22 protein-coding genes and 1 tRNA gene are annotated in these 21,088 nt (G+C 56.3%); 16 read left to right on the top strand and 7 right to left on the bottom strand.

Annotation, left to right across the window (positions count from 1 at the left end):
- Window positions 1-107: 107 nt before the first annotated feature.
- The 8 genes from DW645_RS02470 to DW645_RS02505 all read left to right on the top strand — a co-directional run bounded on the left by DW645_RS02470 (window position 108) and on the right by DW645_RS02505 (window position 7,267).
- Window positions 108-812: a GntR family transcriptional regulator gene (locus DW645_RS02470; protein WP_117563729.1), complete on the top strand. Its 705-nt coding sequence runs from the start codon at window positions 108-110 to the stop codon at window positions 810-812.
- A 135-nt stretch (window positions 813-947) separates the two neighbouring features.
- Complete coding sequence (locus tag DW645_RS02475; protein WP_117583838.1) at window positions 948-1,367, top strand: PTS sugar transporter subunit IIA; 420 nt, start codon at window positions 948-950, stop codon at window positions 1,365-1,367.
- Between the two features lie 71 nt (window positions 1,368-1,438).
- Entirely contained in the window at window positions 1,439-1,912 is a 474-nt protein-coding gene (locus DW645_RS02480) for a PTS sugar transporter subunit IIB (protein ID WP_117583837.1), read from the top strand.
- Between the two features lie 194 nt (window positions 1,913-2,106).
- On the top strand, window positions 2,107-3,141 hold the full coding sequence (locus DW645_RS02485) for an SIS domain-containing protein (RefSeq protein ID WP_117583836.1): 1,035 nt from the start codon (window positions 2,107-2,109) through the stop codon (window positions 3,139-3,141).
- Between the two features lie 81 nt (window positions 3,142-3,222).
- Window positions 3,223-3,996 carry a PTS sugar transporter subunit IIC gene (locus DW645_RS02490; RefSeq protein ID WP_117563725.1) on the top strand — a complete coding sequence of 258 codons (774 nt, stop codon included), beginning with the start codon at window positions 3,223-3,225 and terminating at the stop codon, window positions 3,994-3,996.
- On the top strand, window positions 3,996-4,844 hold the full coding sequence (locus tag DW645_RS02495; RefSeq protein WP_199408835.1) for a PTS system mannose/fructose/sorbose family transporter subunit IID: 849 nt from the start codon (window positions 3,996-3,998) through the stop codon (window positions 4,842-4,844). Before DW645_RS02490 ends, DW645_RS02495 begins: the two co-directional genes overlap by 1 nt.
- A 552-nt stretch (window positions 4,845-5,396) precedes the next feature.
- Entirely contained in the window at window positions 5,397-6,062 is a 666-nt protein-coding gene (locus tag DW645_RS02500; protein WP_158551649.1) for a PilZ domain-containing protein, read from the top strand.
- Window positions 6,063-6,067: 5 nt separating this feature from the next.
- Window positions 6,068-7,267, top strand: coding sequence for a hypothetical protein (locus tag DW645_RS02505; RefSeq protein WP_118226115.1), 1,200 nt, complete (start codon window positions 6,068-6,070; stop codon window positions 7,265-7,267).
- 48 nt (window positions 7,268-7,315) lie between these two features.
- On the opposite strand, the gene DW645_RS02510 is transcribed toward DW645_RS02505, so the two are convergent.
- Entirely contained in the window at window positions 7,316-7,840 is a 525-nt protein-coding gene (locus tag DW645_RS02510) for a hypothetical protein (RefSeq protein WP_147356621.1), read from the bottom strand.
- Window positions 7,841-8,224: 384 nt separating this feature from the next.
- On the opposite strand from DW645_RS02510, the gene DW645_RS02515 reads away from it, so the two are divergent.
- A complete protein-coding gene (locus DW645_RS02515) occupies window positions 8,225-8,998 on the top strand; it encodes a hypothetical protein (protein WP_118226118.1) in 774 nt (257 codons plus the stop codon).
- Between the two features lie 89 nt (window positions 8,999-9,087).
- Window positions 9,088-10,038 (top strand): hypothetical protein, encoded by a 951-nt coding sequence (locus DW645_RS02520; RefSeq protein ID WP_118226120.1) that lies wholly within the window; start codon window positions 9,088-9,090, stop codon window positions 10,036-10,038.
- Between the two features lie 83 nt (window positions 10,039-10,121).
- Here the strand turns inward: DW645_RS02520 and dcm are convergent, their stop codons facing one another.
- Window positions 10,122-11,384, bottom strand: coding sequence for a DNA (cytosine-5-)-methyltransferase (gene dcm / locus DW645_RS02525; RefSeq protein WP_233540696.1), 1,263 nt, complete (start codon window positions 11,382-11,384; stop codon window positions 10,122-10,124).
- A 141-nt stretch (window positions 11,385-11,525) separates the two neighbouring features.
- Between dcm and DW645_RS02530 the strand changes: the two genes are divergently transcribed.
- Window positions 11,526-13,031 carry a Sau3AI family type II restriction endonuclease gene (locus DW645_RS02530; protein WP_158568658.1) on the top strand — a complete coding sequence of 502 codons (1,506 nt, stop codon included), beginning with the start codon at window positions 11,526-11,528 and terminating at the stop codon, window positions 13,029-13,031.
- 100 nt (window positions 13,032-13,131) lie between these two features.
- Here the strand turns inward: DW645_RS02530 and DW645_RS02535 are convergent, their stop codons facing one another.
- Entirely contained in the window at window positions 13,132-13,830 is a 699-nt protein-coding gene (locus DW645_RS02535; RefSeq protein WP_118226126.1) for a DUF5710 domain-containing protein, read from the bottom strand.
- Between the two features lie 729 nt (window positions 13,831-14,559).
- Between DW645_RS02535 and DW645_RS02545 the strand changes: the two genes are divergently transcribed.
- Window positions 14,560-14,808 (top strand): PriCT-2 domain-containing protein, encoded by a 249-nt coding sequence (locus DW645_RS02545; RefSeq protein ID WP_118226130.1) that lies wholly within the window; start codon window positions 14,560-14,562, stop codon window positions 14,806-14,808.
- Window positions 14,809-15,093: 285 nt separating this feature from the next.
- A complete protein-coding gene (locus tag DW645_RS02550; RefSeq protein ID WP_118226132.1) occupies window positions 15,094-16,170 on the top strand; it encodes a DNA cytosine methyltransferase in 1,077 nt (358 codons plus the stop codon).
- Here the strand turns inward: DW645_RS02550 and DW645_RS02555 are convergent.
- Window positions 16,167-16,973 carry an MAE_28990/MAE_18760 family HEPN-like nuclease gene (locus DW645_RS02555; protein ID WP_117842765.1) on the bottom strand — a complete coding sequence of 269 codons (807 nt, stop codon included), beginning with the start codon at window positions 16,971-16,973 and terminating at the stop codon, window positions 16,167-16,169. The two genes, DW645_RS02550 and DW645_RS02555, sit on opposite strands and share 4 nt — an antisense overlap.
- A 5-nt stretch (window positions 16,974-16,978) precedes the next feature.
- Window positions 16,979-18,037, bottom strand: coding sequence for a DUF262 domain-containing protein (locus DW645_RS02560; RefSeq protein ID WP_117842766.1), 1,059 nt, complete (start codon window positions 18,035-18,037; stop codon window positions 16,979-16,981).
- Between the two features lie 224 nt (window positions 18,038-18,261).
- On the opposite strand from DW645_RS02560, the gene DW645_RS09925 reads away from it, so the two are divergent.
- Window positions 18,262-18,411, top strand: coding sequence for a hypothetical protein (locus DW645_RS09925; RefSeq protein ID WP_158559600.1), 150 nt, complete (start codon window positions 18,262-18,264; stop codon window positions 18,409-18,411).
- 228 nt (window positions 18,412-18,639) lie between these two features.
- Here the strand turns inward: DW645_RS09925 and DW645_RS02565 are convergent, their stop codons facing one another.
- Both DW645_RS02565 and DW645_RS02570 read right to left on the bottom strand, forming a co-directional pair.
- Entirely contained in the window at window positions 18,640-18,981 is a 342-nt protein-coding gene (locus DW645_RS02565; protein WP_117765506.1) for an ATP-binding protein, read from the bottom strand.
- Between the two features lie 60 nt (window positions 18,982-19,041).
- Window positions 19,042-19,116: transfer RNA gene (locus DW645_RS02570), tRNA-Val, on the bottom strand.
- A 231-nt stretch (window positions 19,117-19,347) separates the two neighbouring features.
- Here DW645_RS02570 and DW645_RS02575 point away from each other — a divergent pair.
- Together DW645_RS02575 and DW645_RS02580 are read left to right on the top strand one after the other, a co-directional pair.
- On the top strand, window positions 19,348-20,232 hold the full coding sequence (locus tag DW645_RS02575; protein WP_118226134.1) for a hypothetical protein: 885 nt from the start codon (window positions 19,348-19,350) through the stop codon (window positions 20,230-20,232).
- 11 nt (window positions 20,233-20,243) lie between these two features.
- Window positions 20,244-21,080 (top strand): hypothetical protein, encoded by an 837-nt coding sequence (locus DW645_RS02580; RefSeq protein WP_118226136.1) that lies wholly within the window; start codon window positions 20,244-20,246, stop codon window positions 21,078-21,080.
- Window positions 21,081-21,088: the final 8 nt, after the last annotated feature.

Genomic DNA, 21,088 nt, shown 5'->3' on the forward strand with positions numbered 1-21,088 from the left:
CCCCGTTTACCGAATCATTTAGGAAATATATGGACTCCTAAAAAGTTCTAATACAATATAAGTCATCTATCTATAAACTGCTGATTTCTTGTAAAGGTATGGTTGATATGGTTGAGGCAAATAGCGTTATCCCCCTGTACAAACAGATTGTTCGTGCGCTTTCTGATTCAATCGCCAACGGCACGTACCGCCCGGGAGATAAGCTTCCGACCGAGGCGGAGCTTATCGAGCAATTTGGCGTGAGCCGAATAACGGTTCGCTCCGCAATTAAAGAAATGGAAGATGCTGGGCTTGTTGAGAGGGCCCGCGGCAAGGGCACGTTCGTTTCGTCGGACACGCAGATGTATGCCGCGGACGACCGTGAGAGCTTTACCCATTCGTGCCAGCTTGCGGGCAAACAGGCGTCTACCAGGGTTCTCGAAATGGGCTGGGACTTCCCAAGTCTGCGAGACGCGAAGTTCCTGGGCGTAGACGATACCCAAAAGGTATTGCGTAGCCGTCGTCTGCGCCTTGTGGATGGCAAGCCCACGATGCTGGAAACCAATAGCTATTCCGCTGCGCTTTCTTTTTTGGAGCATGAGTCCCTCGATGATTCGCTGATGGCGGTACTCGATCGCCAGGGGATCAAGATGGGTCCCAACACGCGTACGCTCGAGGTCTGCTATGCGAGCGAGCTCGAGGCGGCATACCTTAATGTGGAGCTGGACTCTTCGCTGCTTCTGTTTGTCGATAGACGTTATGCTCCAAGTGGCGAGCCGCTTTTCATCTCCCGTCAGGTGTACTGCACCGAGCGACTGAAGTTCTATTTGTAAATTAGAGATAGATTGGTCGATTTACCGACCAATTGTTACCGTTCGCGGATTTGGAAAATAGACACACCACGTAGGGTAGATTGCTAATATACTTTGTTATGACAATATAGTACGTCCTATTGGTATTGGAGAACTATGAATAAGATATTGCTAGCGAGTCATGGTTATCTCGCCCAAGGCATGAAAAGCTCTCTGGAGATTCTGATGGGCACCAACGACCGAATCGAGTGCCTGTGCGCCTATGTCGATGACGATTCAAGGGATGTCGCGGCGTTGATTGATGCATGGATGGAGACGAGGGGCCCTGCCGACTCTTGGTTTGTCGTGACTGACATCTTTGGCGGCTCTGTAAACAACGAATTCATTCAGAGGCAGACCGACGGATCGTTTACGTTAATCGCTGGAATGAACTTGCCGCTGCTGGTGGAAATGGTTACACAGCTGGACTCCCTGGATGCGGACAAGGCCAAAGCCGCGGTCGAGGGATCGCGTTCGTTTATTCAGCTTTGCGAGGCGGCGGACATGCTTGCCGGCGCCGAGGAAGAAGAGTTCTAGTTAGTTCTGGTTCGAGCCCTAGCTAGGGGCCACACCTGTCATTCCCTTTATCACGTGCGGAGATGATAACGATGATTAAGCTTACGAGAGTTGATTACCGACTGATTCACGGCCAAGTTGCCATGTCCTGGACTCACGCTTTGGATGTAGATTGCATCTTGCTTGCCAGCGATGCTGTGGCAAAAGACGACATGAGGAAGGCGGCCTTGAGGCTCGCCCGCCCCAACGGCGTTAAACTCGTCATCAAGGATGTTGACGCTGCTATCGAGGCGCTCAACAGCGGCGTTACCGACAAGTATTCGCTGTTTATCATCACTGAGACGATTGAAGATGTCTATCGTCTCGCTAAGGGTTGCAAAGACATCAAAGAGATCAATCTGGGCGGAACCCGAAAGACCCCTGAGACCACGCTTCATCCGACCCCTGCGATCTTTGCGACCGAGAAAGATGCCGAGCATATCCAAGAGCTCCTGGGCGATGGCGTGGCCATCGAAATCCGTCAGGTCCCCAATGACGCTAAGGTGTTTGCCAAGGACGTTCTCTAGCCGGAAACACGTTGATGCTCGGCATTTATTGAACCAATGCTCTATGCCTATGCCCGTCGATCATTTGATCGGCGGGCTTTTTATTAAAGAAAAATCAAAAAAATCTGAAATAGTTCTTGCATAGTTAGTTATATAAAGTATTATAACGTCATGGGATGAATGAAGGGTTCATCCAAGTGAGTTAGGAGTAAGGGATGTTCAATTTCGATGAGCCTCGTTACGAGAAGGTTGTGAGCGATGCCCTCGCTCTCCGTCCTCAGATTGAGGCTGCCGTGGACAAGGTCTGCGAGCAGGGTTATTCCAACATCTTCTTCATCGGCTGCGGCGGCACCTGGGCCCACACGCTCCCGATGAAGTATTGGGTCGAGACCACCACGGCCGACGTCGACGTCCACTGCGAGATCGCCGCTGAGTTCCTCGCATGCCCGCCCAAGACCTTCAACAAGGACTCGGTCTGCGTCTTCTCCACCCGTACCGGCACCACCCCCGAGATCATTGAGGCTGCCAAGTTCTGCCAGGAGCAGGGCGCCCGCACGCTGATGTATGTCTCCAACGACAACACCCCGGCCACCGAGTACGCCGATTACAAGTTCTTCAGCTTCGCCGAGGACGACGTTCTGTGCGAGGCCATCTACACCTACCAGATCACGCTGATCGCCCGCTTCCTCAAGAACGCCGGCGCCTTCCCCAAGTACGACACCTTCATGGAAGAGTTCGGCAACATCGCTCCGTACCTCATCAAGGCCAAGGACGCTCAGGACGAGCGCTGCGCCGCCATGGCCGAGGACTTCAAGGACACCGATTACCACATGGTGATTGGCTCCGGCATGCTCTGGGGTGAGGCCTACGACTACGCCATGTGCATCCTCGAGGAGATGCAGTGGATCAAGACCAAGTCCATCCACGCCGCCGAGTTCTTCCACGGCACCATCGAGCTGTGCGAGGAAGGCACGAGCCTCATCATGCTCTACGGCGAGGACGACACCCGTAAGCTCATGGACCGCGTGGACAACTTCACTCACATGCTCGCCGACGAGAAGGGCGTCAACGTCCGCGTGAACAAGTTTGACACCGCCGAGGTCGAGCTGCCGTTCAGCGACCCCGAGTTCCGCAAGATCGTCTCCCCGATGGTCACCTACACCATCACCGAGCGTCTGAGCTGCCATCTCGAGCACGTCCGTAACCACCCGCTCACCACGCGTCGTTACTATCACCAGATGAACTACTAATCCTCTCAAATTGCTGCGGTTGTCTGCAGGCGAGCTGCGCAGAATGCCTCGCCTGCAGACCTGTTTCTGGGGTTGATCGAAATGGTTGTCCAGTATCTTCTAGTTGCACTGGTCGCATTTATTGCGTCCATGGACGAGCAATTATTTGGCATTACGATGCTTGGTCGTCCGCTGTTTACGAGCCTGTTTGTCGGCTTGATCCTTGGCGATGTCCAGCAGGGCGTTATCGTCGGCGCGGCTTTGGAATCCATGTTCATGGGCGCCATCATGGTCGGCGCGGCGGTTCCTCCCGAGGTCTATGCCTCCGGCGTGCTTGGCTGCGCGTTTGCCGTCATTACGGGTACGGGCACGGCAACTGCCGTCGCGCTCGCCCTTCCCGTCTCCGTCTTCCTTCAGGTGTGGCGCAACTTCTGCTACGCCGTTCCGGGTGCCTTTGCCTGCAAGAAGATTGAGACCGCTCTGGCAAATCGCGATCTTGCCAAGGCGAATCTGTACCATCTGACTATCGTGCCGCTGTCGATTGGCATTCCGTCTGCACTGCTGGTGTTTGGCTCACTGTTCTTTGGTGCCGACCTTATCAACAATGCGCTCAACGCGATTCCGCAGTTTGTGATGGACGGCCTCAACGTTGCGTCCGGGGTCATGGTCTGCATCGGCTTCGCTCTTCTTATCAGGACCATGGGCGATAACAAGCTCCTTCCCTGGCTGTTCCTGGGCTTCATTATGGTCATCTACCTCAAGATGGACGTGGTCGGCGTCGCCGCAGCTGCCATTTGCGTCGCGCTGCTCCTGGCCTTCCGCGAGGGCTCGTCCGGTCCGCAGACGGTTGCTGCAGATGAAGAGGAGGACTTCTAATGGCTATCCAGAACACTGACCTCAAAGAGGCCAAGAAGGACGCGATTATGACTCCCGATATGTATCGGAGCATGTTCCTTCGCCAGTTTACGAGCCAGTGCTCGCAGTCGTACGACAAGATGATGGCAATGGGCTTCATGTACACCATTCAGAAGCCCCTGCGAAAGATCTATCCCAACGACGACGATTACTATGCGGCGCTCGATCGCCATACCGAGTTCTTTAACATCACGCCTCATGTGCTTCCGTTTGTAGCCGGTCTAACGGTTTCGATGGAAGAGCAGGCGGCTGCCGATAAGAACTTCGACACGTCCTCGATTAACGCCATGAAGGTCGGCCTCATGGGACCGCTTTCCGGCATCGGCGATTCGTTCTACTGGGGTACGTTCCGCGTGGTTGCCGCCGGCATTGGTATTGGCATCGCTTCGACGGGCAACCCGCTCGGCCCCATCGTGTACGCGCTCATCTACTCCGTGATTAACTTTGCAACGCGTATCGTCGCCGCCCATCTGGGATACGACCTGGGAACCAAGTTCCTGCAGCAGTCCGAAGAGAACAACCTTATGTCTCGCATGACGCATGCTGCCGGTGTCCTCGGAATGACCGTCATTGGCGCGATGATTGCGGCGCAGGTCTCACTGTCCACTGCTTTGACCTTTGACGTGGGTGGTTCGGAGATTGTCCTGCAGGATCTGTTCGATTCGATCTTCCCCGGTCTGCTGCCCTTGCTGGCAACGTTCGCTTGCGTTGCCCTCTATAAAAAGGGCGTCAAGACCATTTGGATCATCTTGGGCATCTTCGCAATCTGCATCATCGGAACGGGCTTGGGAGTGTTCGCGGCGGCGTAATGTTGACTGCAATGCTCGCGCGTTGGATAACTAACTGACCGTTTGAAAACGGGGCTCGGCGTAAGGCCGGCCCCGTTTTTTATTTGAGGGATTTTCCGACCGTCCAAAAAATCACACTCGTCCATCACTCACGCATCTCTCATCTCTCATTCGTCACTAATACGAGAGATAACAGAAAGACGAGAGATAAATATGAGAGATAACAATGCTGCAAGGTGGCTAGGGGATCGAGTCAAAGTTCCCGTATACATGAGTTTACCTGCGCGAACGTGATTTGCTTGAACCGATAACGGCATTTTTGTCTCTCATCTCTCACTCATCTCTAAGCTGAAAGATAAATGAGAGATGGCTGAGAGACAGACAGACGGTCTGTCGGGGGACATGCATCGCTGCCAGATTGATGCCGCGCACAGAGCGGCTGCGCGTTCACCCGTGCCCCACATCCCGCCATTTCGCGCACTGCCCACCGAAACCTGCGGCAAAGCAGTTACAATAGCCCAATGTGCATCGCGCACGACGATGATATCGGCGCCCGCGACTAGGGGAGAATACATGGCAGAGCAACAGATAACGCCGGGGACTAAGCTTCAGGTGGCATTCGACGTGCCCATGGGCCAAAAAACCGACTTCAACATGCTCGCCACGTACAAAGAGGACCTGGACGAGGCGTACTTTCTTATGAGCGCGCCCATGCTTGCCGGCAAGCCGCTGCTCATGGACGAAAACCAAAAGCTGCTGCTGCAGTACAAAGTAGGCGAGGAGACGTTCGTGCTCGCCGGCTATCCCGAGGCAGTCGAGAAAAAGGGCATCCGCACCTATTGGAAAATGCGCAAAGTCGCCGAGCAGCGCAGCTTTGTCAAGCGCCGCGACGAGCGTTTTAAGGTCGCCATGCGCCTGACCTACCAGCGCGACAACGCGCCGACCCCCGAGCCCGAGGACGCCATGACCATCGACGTCTCGGCCGGCGGTCTGGCTATCTACCTCAACGATTACCCCGACGTGGGCGAGGCCCTGGCCGTGCAAATGCCCACGATCCGCCTGCAGGGCGAGCGCCACGAGCTGCCCGAGCAGCTGGGCATCGTGTGTTGGGTGCGCCGCGCGCCCAAGGGCAGCCTGTACCGCAACGTCTGCGGCCTGCAGTTCCGCTACGCCGACGACATGGAGCGCGAGCTCGTCAAAGAATACGTCGGCTACATCCGCGCCAAATATAAGCTCTGATCGCCATGGCACTGTTCAAGCGCAACGACAACAAAGATCAAGCTGCCGAGGATTTGGCCGAGAATCAGGCTGAGGGTGTAGCCGAGGATTTGGCCGAGGGCATGGCTGAGGATTTGACCGAGGGCCAGGCCGAGGATACGTTGCAGAACGCACCCCGCGTCAATGCCGAGGACGCGCCCGGCGAGGACTCCGCCCTCGATCAGCCTCCCACCTCCCGCAAGCGTTTCGGCAAGTCCAAGCCCAAAAGCAAGCACAAGCGCGACCTGCGCGGCGTGGTGCGCATCGAGGAGCTGGAGCAGGCGCTGGCCGACCAGGACCTCGACGACATCGACCCCGACGCGGTCGTCTCCATGTACATGCCCAAGCGCCGCATGGAGCGCATCGGCACGGCGCTGCTGCGCATGGACAAGCTGCAAAAGGCCCTCGTGGTGCTGGCGCTTGCCTTTGGCGTGTTGTTCGCCCTGTCGTTTATGCAGGAAAACATGGGTAACTTCACTATCAACCTCAACCGCTTGGAGCTGTTCCGCCGCGGCGTGGCCATTGCCGACAACGGCGACTTTAACAACGCCACCGCACGCTTGGCCGCCGATGCCGTGGATAACGGCACCAATATTGCTGCCGAGGATCTGCCCGACAACCTGGACGACATCGACGGTAGCCACAACGGCAAGAACTACGTGGCGTACACCTTCTATATCCGCAACGCCGGCAAGACCGATCTGGGCTATAGCGCCAAGCTCAAGGTGGTCAGCGCCAGCAAGGGCGTGGAGAAGGCGGCGCGCGTGAGGGTGTATCGCAATGGCGAGCCCACCACCTATGCGGCGGCTGCGGCCGATGGCAACCCCGAGCCCAACACCGAGCCGTTTGCGTCCAAGGACGTGGTGACGACCATTAGCCACAAGAACTTTCGCGTGGGCGACGTGGACAAGTACACCGTAGTCATTTGGCTAGACGGCGACGACCCGGAGTGCGTGGACAAGATCATCGGTGGCGCAGTGGAGTTTGGTTTTGACTTTGAATCGTCCGAGACCGACGATTCGAGCCTGTTCGTTAAGTTCGTGCAGGATATTGCCGATACCCTGACCGGCAGCGACCCCATTAGCGCGAGCGGCAACGAGGCGCCCGATTATTACAAGGAGCACAACGTGACTTGGAGTAACCGCCGCAACCAAAAGAACTCGCCCGCAGGAGATGGGGACAAGTAGAACGAACAAGCGCCGGGCCGGAATCGATTTTCCGGCCCGGCGCTTTTGTTATGCGGAGGCGTTGTCTGCGGAGGTAGCGCCGTTGCCGGCGGCGCCGTTCAGCAAGAACAACCGCAGCGCGAGCTTGATCGCGTAGCCCGGCTTGACCTGCGTCGCGTCTCCCATGCGTTCGTCCAGGTCATTACAGTAGGCGTAGAGGTCGCGGATGAGGTCAGCGCCCGAGAGCGTGAACATGTAGCCTGCGTCCGAAAGCGCGTTGGGCGCTGCGGGCAGCCCCGCAGCCGCACAAAAGTTCGCGAGGTCGGGGTTCATGACGGCCTTGTAGTCGATCGCGGTGTCACGGTTCTGAGCGGCCTGCTCCTGTTCGTGGGTGTACGACAACGCCGCCGCCAGCACAAAGCTGGGCGTGGGCGCGTTGACGTCGTCGGTGGTGGCGACGAGCTTGCCGGCCGCTTGCGTGACCAGCCAGGCGACTTCGCGCTGGCAGCGGACGGCTTTGCGCGTCACCGGCTTGATCGATCCGGCGGAAACGCTTCCCTTGGGTTGAGTGGCGGCAGGCATGAGCCCTCCCAACAAATAGCCCGTTTAGCAGGCAAAAATGACACGTGCCACACCAGTATAGCGAGGGGGAAGGACTAGGGCGAAGCATGGCGGAGGGTGAATGTATGCGACGGCGTGTCGCTGCGGTCGCAAGCCTTAAGAGGGGCTTACGGCTTTGCGGGAGAGAGGTCAAATAGGGTAAACGATGTTCACATAGCACCACATATAGCCCGAGGTAGACCTATGAATCTGCCTGAATGTAGGCTGCCGAAAACTCATAAGGAAATCGTAAGAATTATGGTATTCTCAATTCCATGTCTAAAGGATGGGCAAGCAACATCCAACACGAAAGCGCGGGCTCCCCTTCCGGGCTTCTCGAGGGTCATCTGGGATGAATGGGGAAAGAAAGGGGTCCGTATGGATACCAAGGCATTAAAGAAGCAGATGGGCGCCGCCATCGCCATGGTCCTCGTGGCAGCCGTAGCCCTCGGCTCCGCCACCTTCGCATGGTTTGTGACGAACAGTAAGGTCGACGCTACCACTACGAATATCGCCGCTCAATCTAATGCTGCGTATATGACAATCGCTAATGGGGAGACTGGCGCCCATAATTCTGATAAGACTAGTGCGGTAACTCAAATTACCGGTCCTATCAAGCTTTATCCTGCTACGTTTGGTGAGCAAGGTGGGGCCACCGAGGGTACGTTTATGACCGGTTACGGCACGGATCTCGATAATGGCGCTCTTGACGGCGATTTAAAGACCGTTGGAACTCCTGACCAGGCAAACGATAAGCAATTTGCCAAGAAGGAGCAATTCAACATCAGCTCCAAGGGACAGAACCTCAGCGATCTCAAGGTTGAGAGCGTTGACGGCTTGAATGATGCAGCCGATGGTCAGCTTTTGAAGACTTCCTTCCGCGTGCTTATCACTAATGCGAATAACTCTGCTTGGGTTGTTTATGGTCTTGGGAACGATGGTAAGTACGAAATCAAGCTTTCTTCTGCGGGCAATAAAGCCGCACCGGTTCTCGGCACTGTGACTGCTGGTCAGGATACTCTTGTTAATGTGTATGTGTTCTACGAGGGCTCCGATACCAACATTCATACGAAGAACCTTCAGGATAATTTGCTTGATGAGTCGCAGAGCGTGAAGATTAACTTCACCGCAACTGCTAACAATCAGAACTAAGCCCAATTTGTAGCTGTTTGCTTTTTGGGTAAAAGGGCAGGTTCCCAGCCCGGGATCCTGCCCTTTTTTAACGGAGGGAGGCGACGGATATGCACGATTCGGTAAAGAAACTCAAGATTCAGCTGATTGGAGCGGCGCTAACCGTCGTCGTCTCGGCGGTGGCGCTTTCTGCAACTACCTACGCATGGTTTGTCACGAATAGTAGAGTTCATGCGACTACCAGCACCATTTCTGCTCAAGCGAATGGCATGGTACTCCAAATCGTTGAGGGTGACACACCCGACCACGGCTCCGACACCTCTACGATTGCTTCTGCAACCGGTCACGAGATTAGCCCGTCATCGACGAACGATGCCAAAAACTGGTACGTTCCCCAAGGCTGGCAGGGCGTTAATGTGAGCACCTATCAAAAAGTCGACACATCCATTTCGGGTGAGACTCCCGGCAAGTACACCATTCAGGGCAACGATTACTATGCATTCACCGCTGCGAATTACACGTTGTATACCGTGGCGAACACGGGCGTTGCCGATGCGTATTTGGACGCGAGCAACGGCTCGCCCATTACGATCACGCAGCATGGCGGCACGCAGAAATGGTTCGATAAAATCATAGGCAGCCTGCGCGTGGGCATTGTGATCAACGGTGTGTTGCGCGTTGTCTATGCGCCAGCTGCTCCCTCGACAACCGATACGGGCAACGACGTGGCTACCGTTGCAGGTTGGTCGTGCGTCGACTCCGAATCTCTAAACAAGGTTGTTGCTCCTACGTATTTACACCTTTCTAGCACTGATTCGCTTGATCAAAACGGCGATAACTGGGGTGCCACGAAAGCGGGCGAAGCCTACATTAAGCCGAGCGGCAACGCGCAAAAGGTCGCTTCGAGCGTCGATTACAACGGCACGAACATGAAGATTGTCATCTGGATGGAAGGTACCGACTCCGACTGCCAAAACTGGTCCGAGCAGGGCAAGAACACCACTGCTCCGACCTTTGACGTAACGGTCAGCTTGGTCGGTATCGTGCCTGACGGCAAGTAATTCGAATTTTTCGATAGCTAAATAACGAGGGCCAGTTCTGGATTGAACTGGCCCTTGTTTTCTTTATGCTAAAAGCAGTTTAATTACAGCCCGTACACCTCAACCATGGCCTCGCCGATGCGATGAGGGACACCCGTGACCAGGGCATTGCCCATGCAGAAGGCTCGATGGCCATCGGTCATGCCGGTGTCGGTCCAGCCCTTCGGGAATCCCTGGAGCTGATCGAGCTCGTCGGGGACAAGGCGACGGAAACGACCGTCGGGGCACTCGATGACATGCTTGAAACGGCTGGCTCCCGTCCCGCCTTCGCCCGTGAGAATCGTGCGGCTCGGTTTATCGATGGCATCCGGGAAACTCATGGCTCCCTCGGAATACGTGTACGTAAAGCCCGTCTTCTTATTGGTGCGCTCTTCGCGCTTACTGCCCTTAAGGTAGCGCCAGTCGGGAAGCTTTTCGTCAGAGATGTAGAACTGCTCTGGAACAAGTGCCTCATCGACAAGCACATCGCCAAGCACGCGGCGCTCGCCGTGATAGTCCTCAGTGAAGTCGCACGTCAGAACATGACAGCCCTGCATGACGCCAGCGTTTTTGAACTGCGATGTCTTTTGACCAACGCCAAAGCGAGTCGAGTTCTCGTAAGGATCAGGTAGGACATCGAGCTCGGCCATTTCGTCGGGATAGATGGCGGGGAAGGCCTTTGCCATAACGCCGTTACGCATGCGATCGGCAAGATCGACCTTGCTGGCGTTCTTCTCGCAGAAGATGTAAACGCGCTTGCGGCGCTGGGGAAAGCCGTATTCCGCAGAGTTGACCACACGCCATTCGACGGTGTAATCGAGATCGGCGAGGCAGCTCAAGATGATGGCGAAGTCGCGACCGCGCTGAGATGCGGGCGACTTGAGCAAACGGTCAACATTCTCAAAGAGACCGAAGCGGGGTTTTTTCATCTCGAGAAAGTGATAGATGTCCCACCAAAGGACACCCTTCTTGCCTTCGATACCGTGCGCTTGATTGAGCGGACGTGCAACAGAGTAGTCCTGGCAGGGGAAGCCGCCGACGACCATTTGTACGTCGGGGATTTCAATCTCGCCGGCCTCAGCCTGCTCCAATACCTTATTGATATCTTCGTTGACAACGGAATCTTCGCCAAAGCGGTCCATGTAGCAACGGGCTGCGAACTGACGGGACTTGGTTCCGGGCGGCTCCCACTGGTTGGCCCAAATGGTATGGAAGGGGCCGGCGGGCTTCATGTAAAACTCGGGATGACGCGGGTCGGCATAGCCTTCGAGGCCCAGCCGAAATCCGCCGACGCCCGCAAAAAGCTCGGCAATGTTAATCTCAGACACGTTTCTCCAATCGCTGCTGTGTCCGTTTATGGTGCTCACAACAATAACCGATCGAGCGGACAAGATCAAGCCCTCAATTTCATGGAGGAAAATGCTGCTCTGAACTACCATGGGGCTAACGGCGACTTTCGGAGGTACACCATGTCAAAGAAGCACCTCGATTTCAAGCGCATGCTTGACGATACTGATTTTTCTGACCCCTCAAGCATTGAACGCTATGCTGCCAATCTTGACGGCATGACGTTTCGCGATATTCTTGAGCTTGGCATTGCGCCGGAGGGGGAGAGTGCGCCCAAGGACTTCGGGTCCAAGAAGTACAAGGGTGGCATGGGAACCCTTATCGAGGAGCGTTACTTTGGCTACAAGGCCAACAGCGATGATCGGCCGGATTTTCCCGAGGCAGGCGTCGAACTCAAGGCAACGTGCTTCGATGTGCTCAAGAACGGTCGCAAATCTGCCGGCGAGCGCCTCGTTCTGACGATGATTCCTTACGATCGCCCGGTGTCACTCGATTACGATAGTTCGCATCTTAAGACCAAGCTCAGCAATATCCTGCTTATCTACTACGGCCGCGACCGCTCGATCGACAAATACGACCAGCGCATTGAGCGTGCAGTTATGGTTCATCTGCCCGAAGAGGACATGAAAATCATTCGCGCCGACTACGAGAAGATCATTTCGTACATTCAGGATGGTCGCGCGGATGAGCTGTCGGAGGGTATGACGACCTACTTGGGCGCCTGCACAAAGGGCACAACCGAAGCGACGATGTGGGTTGACCAGTATTACGAGCATCTCAATACCGATACAGGCGAGATTGAACGCCGCCGCGCAAAGCGTCGCGCCTTTTCACTCAAGCGCTCGTATATGGACTACGTGCTTCATACCTACGTGCTCGGTGCCCCGCGTGTTGGCGAGAGCATCGTTCGGGCTGCGGACGAGTCCACGGATTTCGAAAGCTGCGTAACTGGTCTTATCGAGCGTCACTATGGCGAAACCGACCGCCAAATTGCGGAGCAGTACGGGTTGGAGTACACGGGCAATAAAGCGCAATGGACAACGCTCGTTTATCGTATGCTCGGTATTAAAAGCAATGCCGCCGAGGAGTTCGTTAAGGCCGGGATTAACGTCCGTGTTTGTCGCGTTAATAAGAGGGGGCACATCGAGCAGGCAATGTCTTTCCCTCCGTTTGAGTTTAAGCAGTTAATCAACGAGGAGTGGGAGACGTCTTCCTTCCGTGCGCGCCTTGAGACCAACCGTTTCTTCTTTGTCGTGTTCCGTGAGGACCACGAGGGGGAGTGGCGTCTTGACCGCTGCCTATTCTGGGCAATGCCGGCAAACGAAATCGAGGGTCCCGCAAAGGCCTGCTGGGATGAGATGCGAAAGGTCATTCGCGAGGGCGTTGAGCTCAATCCGTATCGGGATGCAAGCGGAAAGCTCAAGGTGACCAACAATCTGCCCGGTATGGCCGACAATCCAATTGTTCATGTTCGCCCGCATACGTCAAAAGCTGCGTACAAATTCGCCGATGGAACTGAAATCGGCGATATTACGAGGAACGCCTACGAGCTGCCCGACGGACGCTGGATGACCAAGCAATCGTTCTGGTTCAACAAGGGCTATCTGGAACATATTCTGGGGCTGTAATCCCTCGAGCCCGCAACTCAGCTACCTGCGCATACTCGATTTTCGAGGAATTCCACACTCGATTTCCGAGGATAACTGGACTCGATTTTCGAGTTTTGCCCTACAGGTAAATCCCCTCGCACAGGGTTTTGTGGAACTGGGTGTGGTGGTCGCGTGCCCAGGTGAAGAGCGCCTGGTCAAAGTTGTCCTGACTGTCGGGGATGCCGTAGACGCCGGCGACTTCCACGCGCACGAACTCCAGCGCGGGCAGCTTGTTGATGGCCGTGAGTGCAAACGGCGACGTGGGCTCCTCGAACAGGTAATGGCTGCCTTGCAGCGCGCCGCAGCCGGCGCAGGTGCTGGAGAGCGATACGGTCTTGGTGGTGCGCGACGTTACGGGCTTGTAGCCGCAGCGCTCGCGCAGGTAGTCGCGGATTTCGGCCGGCACGCAGCCCAGCGCGGGGACGATGGCCACGGCGTTGGCGCGGGCGGTGTCGATCGCGATGTGGCCCACGTCGTCCATGGCAAGCGCAGCGCTGAGCGCAGCCTTGCTGCCCGAGTCCTCGGCCACCCGATACGGAATGCCAAAGGCCGCGACCGTCGTCTGCTCGTGGCACTTCCAGCATTCGCGCTTGCCCAGCACCAGGTAGATGTAGGGTGCGCTGGGGTCGGAGCGATCCACGCCGGGCAGCCACGCGGCAAAGGGCTCGGGGTTGACGCCATCGGGCACGTACCAGATCTTTTTGATCCGGTCCCACTTGGCGCCCAGGGCTTTGGCCTCGTCTTTGTGCAAAAAGGGAACATCGAGCTCGGTGCGCATGGCGGCTCCTTTGTGCGGCTTGTGGTGCATGTGCTCCAAGGATACCCCAGCGGCGGACGTCCGATGCATGCCGACGGAATTGCTGATGTTCTTGCTGTTGGCCGCGGCTGTTTGCAAACGCGACGGTGCCGTTGGGGCATTGCTATAAGTCAGCAAATGAGCAATTTGGCCGTCCAAGCAGTCGCAAAGCAAAATGGAAGTCCCGCGCCGTCAAGCAGTTTTGCCGCTGCTGCACTACATAATCACAGTTAAACGCGGCAATTCGCTCTTGTACAGTCTTAACCGTGATCACACGTCATTAGTAGCTCAGAGGTTAGGGCGGTGACTGAATGGCTCGGTACAAAGGCGAGAATAGGGCATGGGAAGGAGCCGCTCGGCTGCTCGCAAATCCGGCGCGCGGACGTGAAGGTGTGCGAGACCCCCAAGCACGTGGCCGAGATCGGCGGGTGGAGCCTGCGCCAAGTCCAGAAGTGGTGCGCGGACGGGACGCTCCCCGCGATGATGATCGGCGGCACCTGAGCGATCAGCGGGCAGAAAATCTGCGACATGCTCGGCATTGAGGACTAGCGATGCCTATGGAAGCATTCAAGGAAAATGACACCGGTGGCCGTATACTTGGCGGCGGGGCCACCGGCGGCGAGTGGACAGGCCGGGGGCCTGTCGTGGCTGCATCTTACAGCTCGGTCACGGGGAGCGCCGCCTCGCAGCTCGATTGCGGGGTGAGCCAGCATGAACGATAAGGAGAAGGCCGACTTGGCGTTCCTCTCTATGGAGCCGCCCAAGAACTACGAGACTTGGAAGAACATCGGCATCAGCTACGAGGCCGCTGGAGGCGACCACGACACGTTCCTCAGCTGGTGCTCCCACGACCCCGAGAAGTACGACGAGGCCGTTACCCGCAAGCTCTTCGAGCATGTGGACGAGGGCGGTAGGATCACGGCGGGCACGCTCATCTGGCATGCGGCGAACGCAGGCTGAAAGAGCACGGGCGACCATACAAGCGGAGCGCTTTGCACGGCCTCCGGCGGCCATGACCTCTCCGGATTGCCGTACTTGGAGCAGGCGATCAAGCAAATCGAGGCCAAGGCGTTTTACCTGCACTTCTGCTGTTCACGGGAAGCAAACAGCCGTTCGGTGACGTTTTAAAGCTCAGGTCTCCAATCCCTCTGATTGCTGCTAATCTATAAAGTTAGCGAGTTGAATTCTTTTCGAGTTTGTGACGCTCGCATACGGTCATTCTAGGACGCCGAAGGGGTGATTGCGATGAGCGTTGATAGTTCCACGGAGGATAAGGCTCAGAGCGCCTCCATTGGTGCTGTGGATTTGTTTTGCGGGGTCGGGGGCCTGACCTACGGTTTACGCACCGCTGGCATCGATGTGGTGGCTGGGTTTGACCTCGATTCCTCTTGCCAGTACGCCTACGATGCGAACAACGGCAAGGACAAGTTCATCTGCAAGAACATCGCCGAGGTCACCGGGGAGGAAGTCAAGGAGCTCCTGAAGGACTTTGACATCAAAGTCTTGGTAGGGTGCGCTCCTTGCCAGCCCTTCTCGAAGCACCGCAAGGACAAGAAGCATCGCGAGAAGCACAAGGACTGGGGGTTGCTTGCGCAGTTTGGGAGGCTTGTACGTGAAGTGCAGCCAGATTACGTGTCCATGGAGAACGTGCCCGAGCTCGAGAAGGAGAGCATCTTCTCTGGTTTCTTGAACACGCTTAAGGAGTCCGGATACTCGGTGGAATACAGCGTCGTAAAGGCTGAGGAGTACGGTGTGCCCCAGCATCGGCGGCGATTGATTCTGCTAGCTTCTAAAAATGGGTCCATCAGCTTGATTGACCCTACGAATGATAACGCTCATGCTGTTACGGTTCGGCAGGCAATAGGTGCGCTGCCTGCCGTGAGCGCTGGCGGCTCTTGCAGGGGGGACTCTCTGCAAACGGCGTCGGCGCTATCAGAACTAAACTTGAAGCGCATTAAGGCTTCGACGCCTAATGGCACGTGGCGAGATTGGCCTGAGGACCTGAGGCTTGATTGTCATAAAAAGGCTGCTGGCCAAACGTACCCTGCGGTCTACGGGAGGATGGCTTGGGACGAGACGTCCCCAACTATAACTACGCAGTTCTATATGTACGGTACGGGCCGGTTTGGGCATCCAGAGCAAAATCGAGCCCTAACCTTGCGTGAGGGTGCCGTCTTGCAGAGCTTCCCGCAGGATTACAAGTTCATTAGGCCTGGCGAGAAGATCAGCAAGAAAGCTGTGGCACGGCATATTGGAAACGCCGTGCCACCAAAGCTCGGCGAAGCGGTTGGCAAAAGCATAATTGCCGCTTGCGTACACTAGCCCTCTTCTGATTCGGTCATACCGCGCCGATATTCACCGGCGTTGAGATAGGTCGAAACATCCTTGCGGAGCTGCATCAAAAATGAGTCAACATGATTGACTAGCTCCGCAAGCTCCGATGTTGTCACCTGATTGCTTGCTTCTGCAAACGAAATTGATCCATGAGCTAGGTCATTCCGTCGATTCTTGATGTCTTTAAGCTCGCTCTTAATCTCATCCCTCTTGCAGTTCGCTATATCATCATGAATCGATATTCCGTGGTCATCAAAGAGCTTGAGGATTTTGTCTGCATCTAGATTTCCACCGGCGATGGTGTTCCGAACGCTGAATTGAAGTACGTTATTTTTAACAGCATGATCAAGCAACCTCTTGCTTATGGACTCGGCAGTACTATTGCTGGCTTTTGGGTCGCTCAACCCGTTATACATTTGGGTATGGTGCCAAATCGATTGAAGCTTTTCGGAAACCTCAGCGTAGCCGCAACCCTCGTCCTTTACTCTGTCGTAAATCGCCTGCATGAGATTAGTGACCGAGTACTCAATGATGTTGTAGATCATAAGCTTGACGTTGGAGCGGATGACACTGGAAACGAGGGTCACATCTGGTGTCGATGAGGGCAGGCCACTGGGATTTGCCTTTTCAGCGTTTTCGTACGCTCCTCGCATTACAGCATTGTAGCGCACGCCCTCTGCACCTTGGTCAAGCGAATCGAGCAGGGTCGCGAGCGTAATCATGCTCTTGGTCTCACCAAGGCGGTCGTTGTAGACCTCTTCGTACCCCAAGTTAAAGTCATTGGAATCCATAAGGTTTACCGCTCCGCCTTCAGCTTGTTGGCAACGAAATCAATGCGAGCTTTCAACTTGGCCTTTACGTTTGCCGAGTCTGACCGCACAAGGGTCTGGAACTCTTCGCAATCAACCCAAGACATGTCTTTGCGCGAAAGGTCCTTGTCCTCCGACAACGCCACGGCAACGCCGACCGCAATAGCTTCGAAACGCGCATGAGGAGTCGTTTTTCCTGTCGGTGTCTTTTTGAAACCCCTGTCTCCCAAGCACTTCTCAACGTATTCCAACATTTCTTTGAAGCGAGCGACGAGTTCATTGCGCTTGTCAGGTGACTCGGCAAGCTCGATGTTCATGCGATTCGTGTATTCATCCAGGTAACTAGCAACGCGGTCTTTGTAACCCTCGAAATCTGGGTAGCCGTCTGCATAGGCGAAGAAACGAGTGACAAGTTCCATGTCATCGTAGTGTTTGCGCGCCGTCTCGCTTAACGGGGCAAGTTTTATAAAGAGCGGATCATTGGAGAGCTCGCTTACTAGTTTTGTAAAATCGCCGCCCATGGAGCCACGGCGAATTTCTTGCGATTTGAGCTGCTTGCCCGATGAATTGATACGACGAAAAATCTCCTGTCGGACGTCAAAGGTGGTCCCTTCCTCAAGGTAAACCACTCGAAAGCTCGCGTTATCGAATCTTCTTTGTACTTCTATGGGAAGTTCTGAATAGGTCTTTCCGTTGACAGATGTAAGGATGTTTAGATTGCACAAGGTTAAATCGCCTCTGGCAAAGTTCACCAAGGCGTTCATCCTTTGCGCTCCATCAACGATTTCCGTTCTGCCATCTTCAGCATCGGCAAAGAACATGTAGGGAATGGGCAGACCAATTAGCACAGACTCAATAAAGTAGCTGCAGTCAACGTCCGTCCAGACGAAGTTCCGTTGATAGTCAAGCGGAATGTAGAATGCATCAGCATTGAACTTATTGATGAGGTATTCCGCAACGTATTCGCGAGTGCTGAATCGCACATCCTTTTTCTTGTCGCGAATCTGTTCGGAAATCTCGATCGTCTCACTTTGTTGATCAGTCAATCGCCTTCACCTCAATCTATAGCAGGACGAAGCCAACTTAGGTCTGACTGGCTGTGGGATGTGAAGTCCTCTCCCATAACCAATGCTGCACTCTAATGATACCAGCAGATGCCTGGCATTAGAGTCGTGCCCCTCTGCCACTTTGTGACGCCCGTCTAGGCTGCTCGTATCGAGTAACTGGGCGGGCGCCTTGTTGTGCCTGCCGCGATTTGAAAGCAGGATACATGGACGGTGAGACTCATGGCGACGAGGCGGCGAAGGTCGAGCTCGCGGAAGGGCAAGAGGACGCGAGGTCGGCAGAGGTGGCGGACGCCCTTCGCTCGGAGATCGAAGCGGTGGAGGGCGCAGCAGCCGACGAGCGCGTGGAGTACTGAGCTTAGGCTCGCTGGGGCGCGGAGCGTCAAGGCCGCGCGTGCCCTTCTCGACGAACACGGGGGCGACGTGGGCGCGCTCAAGGAGGCGGAGCCCTGGCTCTTCTCGGTCCCCCCGCGCCCGCTGGGATCACGGGGCTGTCAAACGCGGGAGCCGCTGTTTGTGCCGACGACAAACTGAACATTGTGGCGCGACCAAATTGAGCACTTTGGCAAACACGCCGCGTTAACCTATCCCACCGCCTTGCCGAGCATGAGCGTCGCCTCCATACGGTGACTCGCGCCGGTGAACTCGACCAGGCGGCCGTGGTGGACGATGCGGTCGATCATCGCCGCCGCCATCTTGTCGTCCCCCAGGACCGTGCCCCACTTGCTGAACTCAATGTTTGTGGTGATGACCAGGCTGTGCCTCTCGTAGCAGTCCGACACCCCCTGGAACAGCAGCCTCGCGCTGTCGAGGTCCAGCGGCACGTAGCCGAACTCGTCCAGGATGACCAGGTCGTTTCTGGCGATGTCCCTCATCGCCGCCTCCAGCGAGTGCTCGCGCGCCGCCTTTTGGGATACATTTGGGATACAGCGCTATATACAAGAAACCGGTCTACCGCATTTCCGCAGGTAGACCGGTTGAATAATTGGTGGGCGTTAGAAGATTTGAACTTCTGACCTCTTCCGTGTCAGGGAAGCGCTCTCCCCCTGAGCTAAACGCCCGATCAAGGGTGCGCGAGTGCGCAGGGAATAATATAACGGAGCTCCCACCCAGTGGCAAGAACTATTTTAAAAAACTGGTGAATTGTGGCCCCATCGGAGTCTGCCGCAGCGCGAACAGCACGCGAAAAGTCGCGTTTGTACCCCCGATGAACTGCACGTTCGCGTAAAATAATGCCCATTATGGGCAAATGGTGTCCAGGTAGTTTGCAACACGGCATTTTGGGGAGGGGCATGTCGGACGCGCGCTCGCTGCGAAAACAGTTCAATCGCATGCTCGCCACGTTGCTGGTGGCGCTTGCTGCTGCCGGAGCCGTAACGTATGCTTGGTACATCTACAACGCCAACCGCCACATCACCGACGTCAAGATGGCCGCGGGCACGGGCGTGACCTTCCTCATCTCCAACGAGTACGACGGCGAATACAAAACCAACGCCGGCCTGAGCTTTACGGGTCTGCTCGATCCCGTCTCGACCGACAACGTGCTCAACGGCTTTCAAAAGGTAACGGGCTTTACCGGCGGAACCACCCAGGACTCGCTCTTTGCCAGCATGTTTGGCGCCGCCGAGCACTCCGACTACTACAAGACCTCCCTGTACCTGGCTACCAATTCGGCCGCGACTGACGTGTACCTGTCGGGCATCGACTTTACCGAGCAGGACACGGCAAACCCCATCTCCACCGCCCTGCGCGTGGGCCTGGTTACCTATGCGCCGGGGCAGGGCGATACCGTTACGGGCCAGTACATCTTTGAGGTCTCGGGCGAGCGCAATCCCCAGGCGCGCTACAACACGCTCGACGGCAAGGATGCCGGCGAGAACGAGCAGAATCACCTGGTGCTCGACAGCACCCGCTCCGATGGAACAACGGTTCATTTTGACCAGCTGACCAGTGCAAACTTCTGTGACTACAACGAAGACACTGGCATCGTGAGCCTCAAGAAGGCTACGACCAAGATCTGCAGCCTGCCCGCCGCTGCCAAGGGCACCAACCGCAGCACGCCCGTGCGCGTGGATGTGTACGTGTGGCTGGAAGGCTGCGACCCCGACTGTACCAACAATCTGGCCGCCACCAGCCTGCAATCGCTGGCGCTGCGCTTTGCCGGCAAGCGTTCGTAAGGGGGCTGGGTATGAGTACATCGAACATCAAAGACATCCTAAACTCGCGCCGTCGCATGGTTGCCGCGGCTGCATGGATGTTGGTGTTGGTAGCCGCCATGAGCGCGGCCACCTACGCCTGGTTTAGCAACTCGCGCTACACCAACGTGACGCCCGTGGCGCACACGGTAAGCGACGAGGGTACCGACCTGCAGATTGGTCTTTCGGCCAACGGACCCTGGGACACAACGGCAACGCTTGCCGCCGCCGACAAGACGCTCTATCCCATCTCGACGGCAGACCTTTCCCGCTTTTGGCGTGGCACGTTCCAAAACGCCGCGGGCATCACGACCGACTACGCCGACTGCACCGCACAGCTGGACGACTACGCTCTCTCGGGCACGCTGTACCTTAAGGGCAGCGATAGCGCGCTCAACGTGTACCTGTATCAGGGCCAGATGAGCGTGACGAGCGACCCGCAGCTGCTGGCCGCGCTGCGCCTGGGTCTGGTAATTACAACCCAGTCGGGCACGCAAACGCATATCTTTACCTGCGACGATCTGGGCAATACCGCGGGCGCCACCAGTAGGCGCACCACCGCGCAAGACGGCGTGGTCGTGGCAGCTGGCGCCTCGGGCTGGACCTACACCGCCGATCCCGCACGCGCCATAAGCGCCTACAGCATGGACGGCACCGGCGACACGTCCACGGCGCGCGCAGCCGCCACGCCCATCTGCACGCTGGCCGCCAACGAGGTGGCAAGCGTTCGCTACGTTGTGTACATGGAAGGCTGCGACGCCAATTGCATCGACGAGGCCCAGGCCCGCGATGTGGCGCTGCAGCTTGCCTTTGCCGCGGCCAAGGCATAAGGGGGCGA

Source organism: Collinsella sp. AM23-17, assembly GCF_003470945.1.
Taxonomy (GTDB): domain Bacteria; phylum Actinomycetota; class Coriobacteriia; order Coriobacteriales; family Coriobacteriaceae; genus Collinsella; species Collinsella aerofaciens_O.

Coding starts and splice junctions, on each gene's coding strand:
- DW645_RS02470 (WP_117563729.1), top strand. CDS start 108: ATGGTTGAGGCAAATAGCGTTATCCCCCTGTACAAACAGATTGTTCGT.
- DW645_RS02475 (WP_117583838.1), top strand. CDS start 948: ATGAATAAGATATTGCTAGCGAGTCATGGTTATCTCGCCCAAGGCATG.
- DW645_RS02480 (WP_117583837.1), top strand. CDS start 1,439: ATGATTAAGCTTACGAGAGTTGATTACCGACTGATTCACGGCCAAGTT.
- DW645_RS02485 (WP_117583836.1), top strand. CDS start 2,107: ATGTTCAATTTCGATGAGCCTCGTTACGAGAAGGTTGTGAGCGATGCC.
- DW645_RS02490 (WP_117563725.1), top strand. CDS start 3,223: ATGGTTGTCCAGTATCTTCTAGTTGCACTGGTCGCATTTATTGCGTCC.
- DW645_RS02495 (WP_199408835.1), top strand. CDS start 3,996: ATGGCTATCCAGAACACTGACCTCAAAGAGGCCAAGAAGGACGCGATT.
- DW645_RS02500 (WP_158551649.1), top strand. CDS start 5,397: ATGGCAGAGCAACAGATAACGCCGGGGACTAAGCTTCAGGTGGCATTC.
- DW645_RS02505 (WP_118226115.1), top strand. CDS start 6,068: ATGGCACTGTTCAAGCGCAACGACAACAAAGATCAAGCTGCCGAGGAT.
- DW645_RS02515 (WP_118226118.1), top strand. CDS start 8,225: ATGGATACCAAGGCATTAAAGAAGCAGATGGGCGCCGCCATCGCCATG.
- DW645_RS02520 (WP_118226120.1), top strand. CDS start 9,088: ATGCACGATTCGGTAAAGAAACTCAAGATTCAGCTGATTGGAGCGGCG.
- DW645_RS02530 (WP_158568658.1), top strand. CDS start 11,526: ATGTCAAAGAAGCACCTCGATTTCAAGCGCATGCTTGACGATACTGAT.
- DW645_RS02535 (WP_118226126.1), bottom strand. CDS start 13,830: ATGCGCACCGAGCTCGATGTTCCCTTTTTGCACAAAGACGAGGCCAAA.
- DW645_RS02545 (WP_118226130.1), top strand. CDS start 14,560: ATGAACGATAAGGAGAAGGCCGACTTGGCGTTCCTCTCTATGGAGCCG.
- DW645_RS02550 (WP_118226132.1), top strand. CDS start 15,094: ATGAGCGTTGATAGTTCCACGGAGGATAAGGCTCAGAGCGCCTCCATT.
- DW645_RS02555 (WP_117842765.1), bottom strand. CDS start 16,973: ATGGATTCCAATGACTTTAACTTGGGGTACGAAGAGGTCTACAACGAC.
- DW645_RS09925 (WP_158559600.1), top strand. CDS start 18,262: ATGGACGGTGAGACTCATGGCGACGAGGCGGCGAAGGTCGAGCTCGCG.
- DW645_RS02575 (WP_118226134.1), top strand. CDS start 19,348: ATGTCGGACGCGCGCTCGCTGCGAAAACAGTTCAATCGCATGCTCGCC.
- DW645_RS02580 (WP_118226136.1), top strand. CDS start 20,244: ATGAGTACATCGAACATCAAAGACATCCTAAACTCGCGCCGTCGCATG.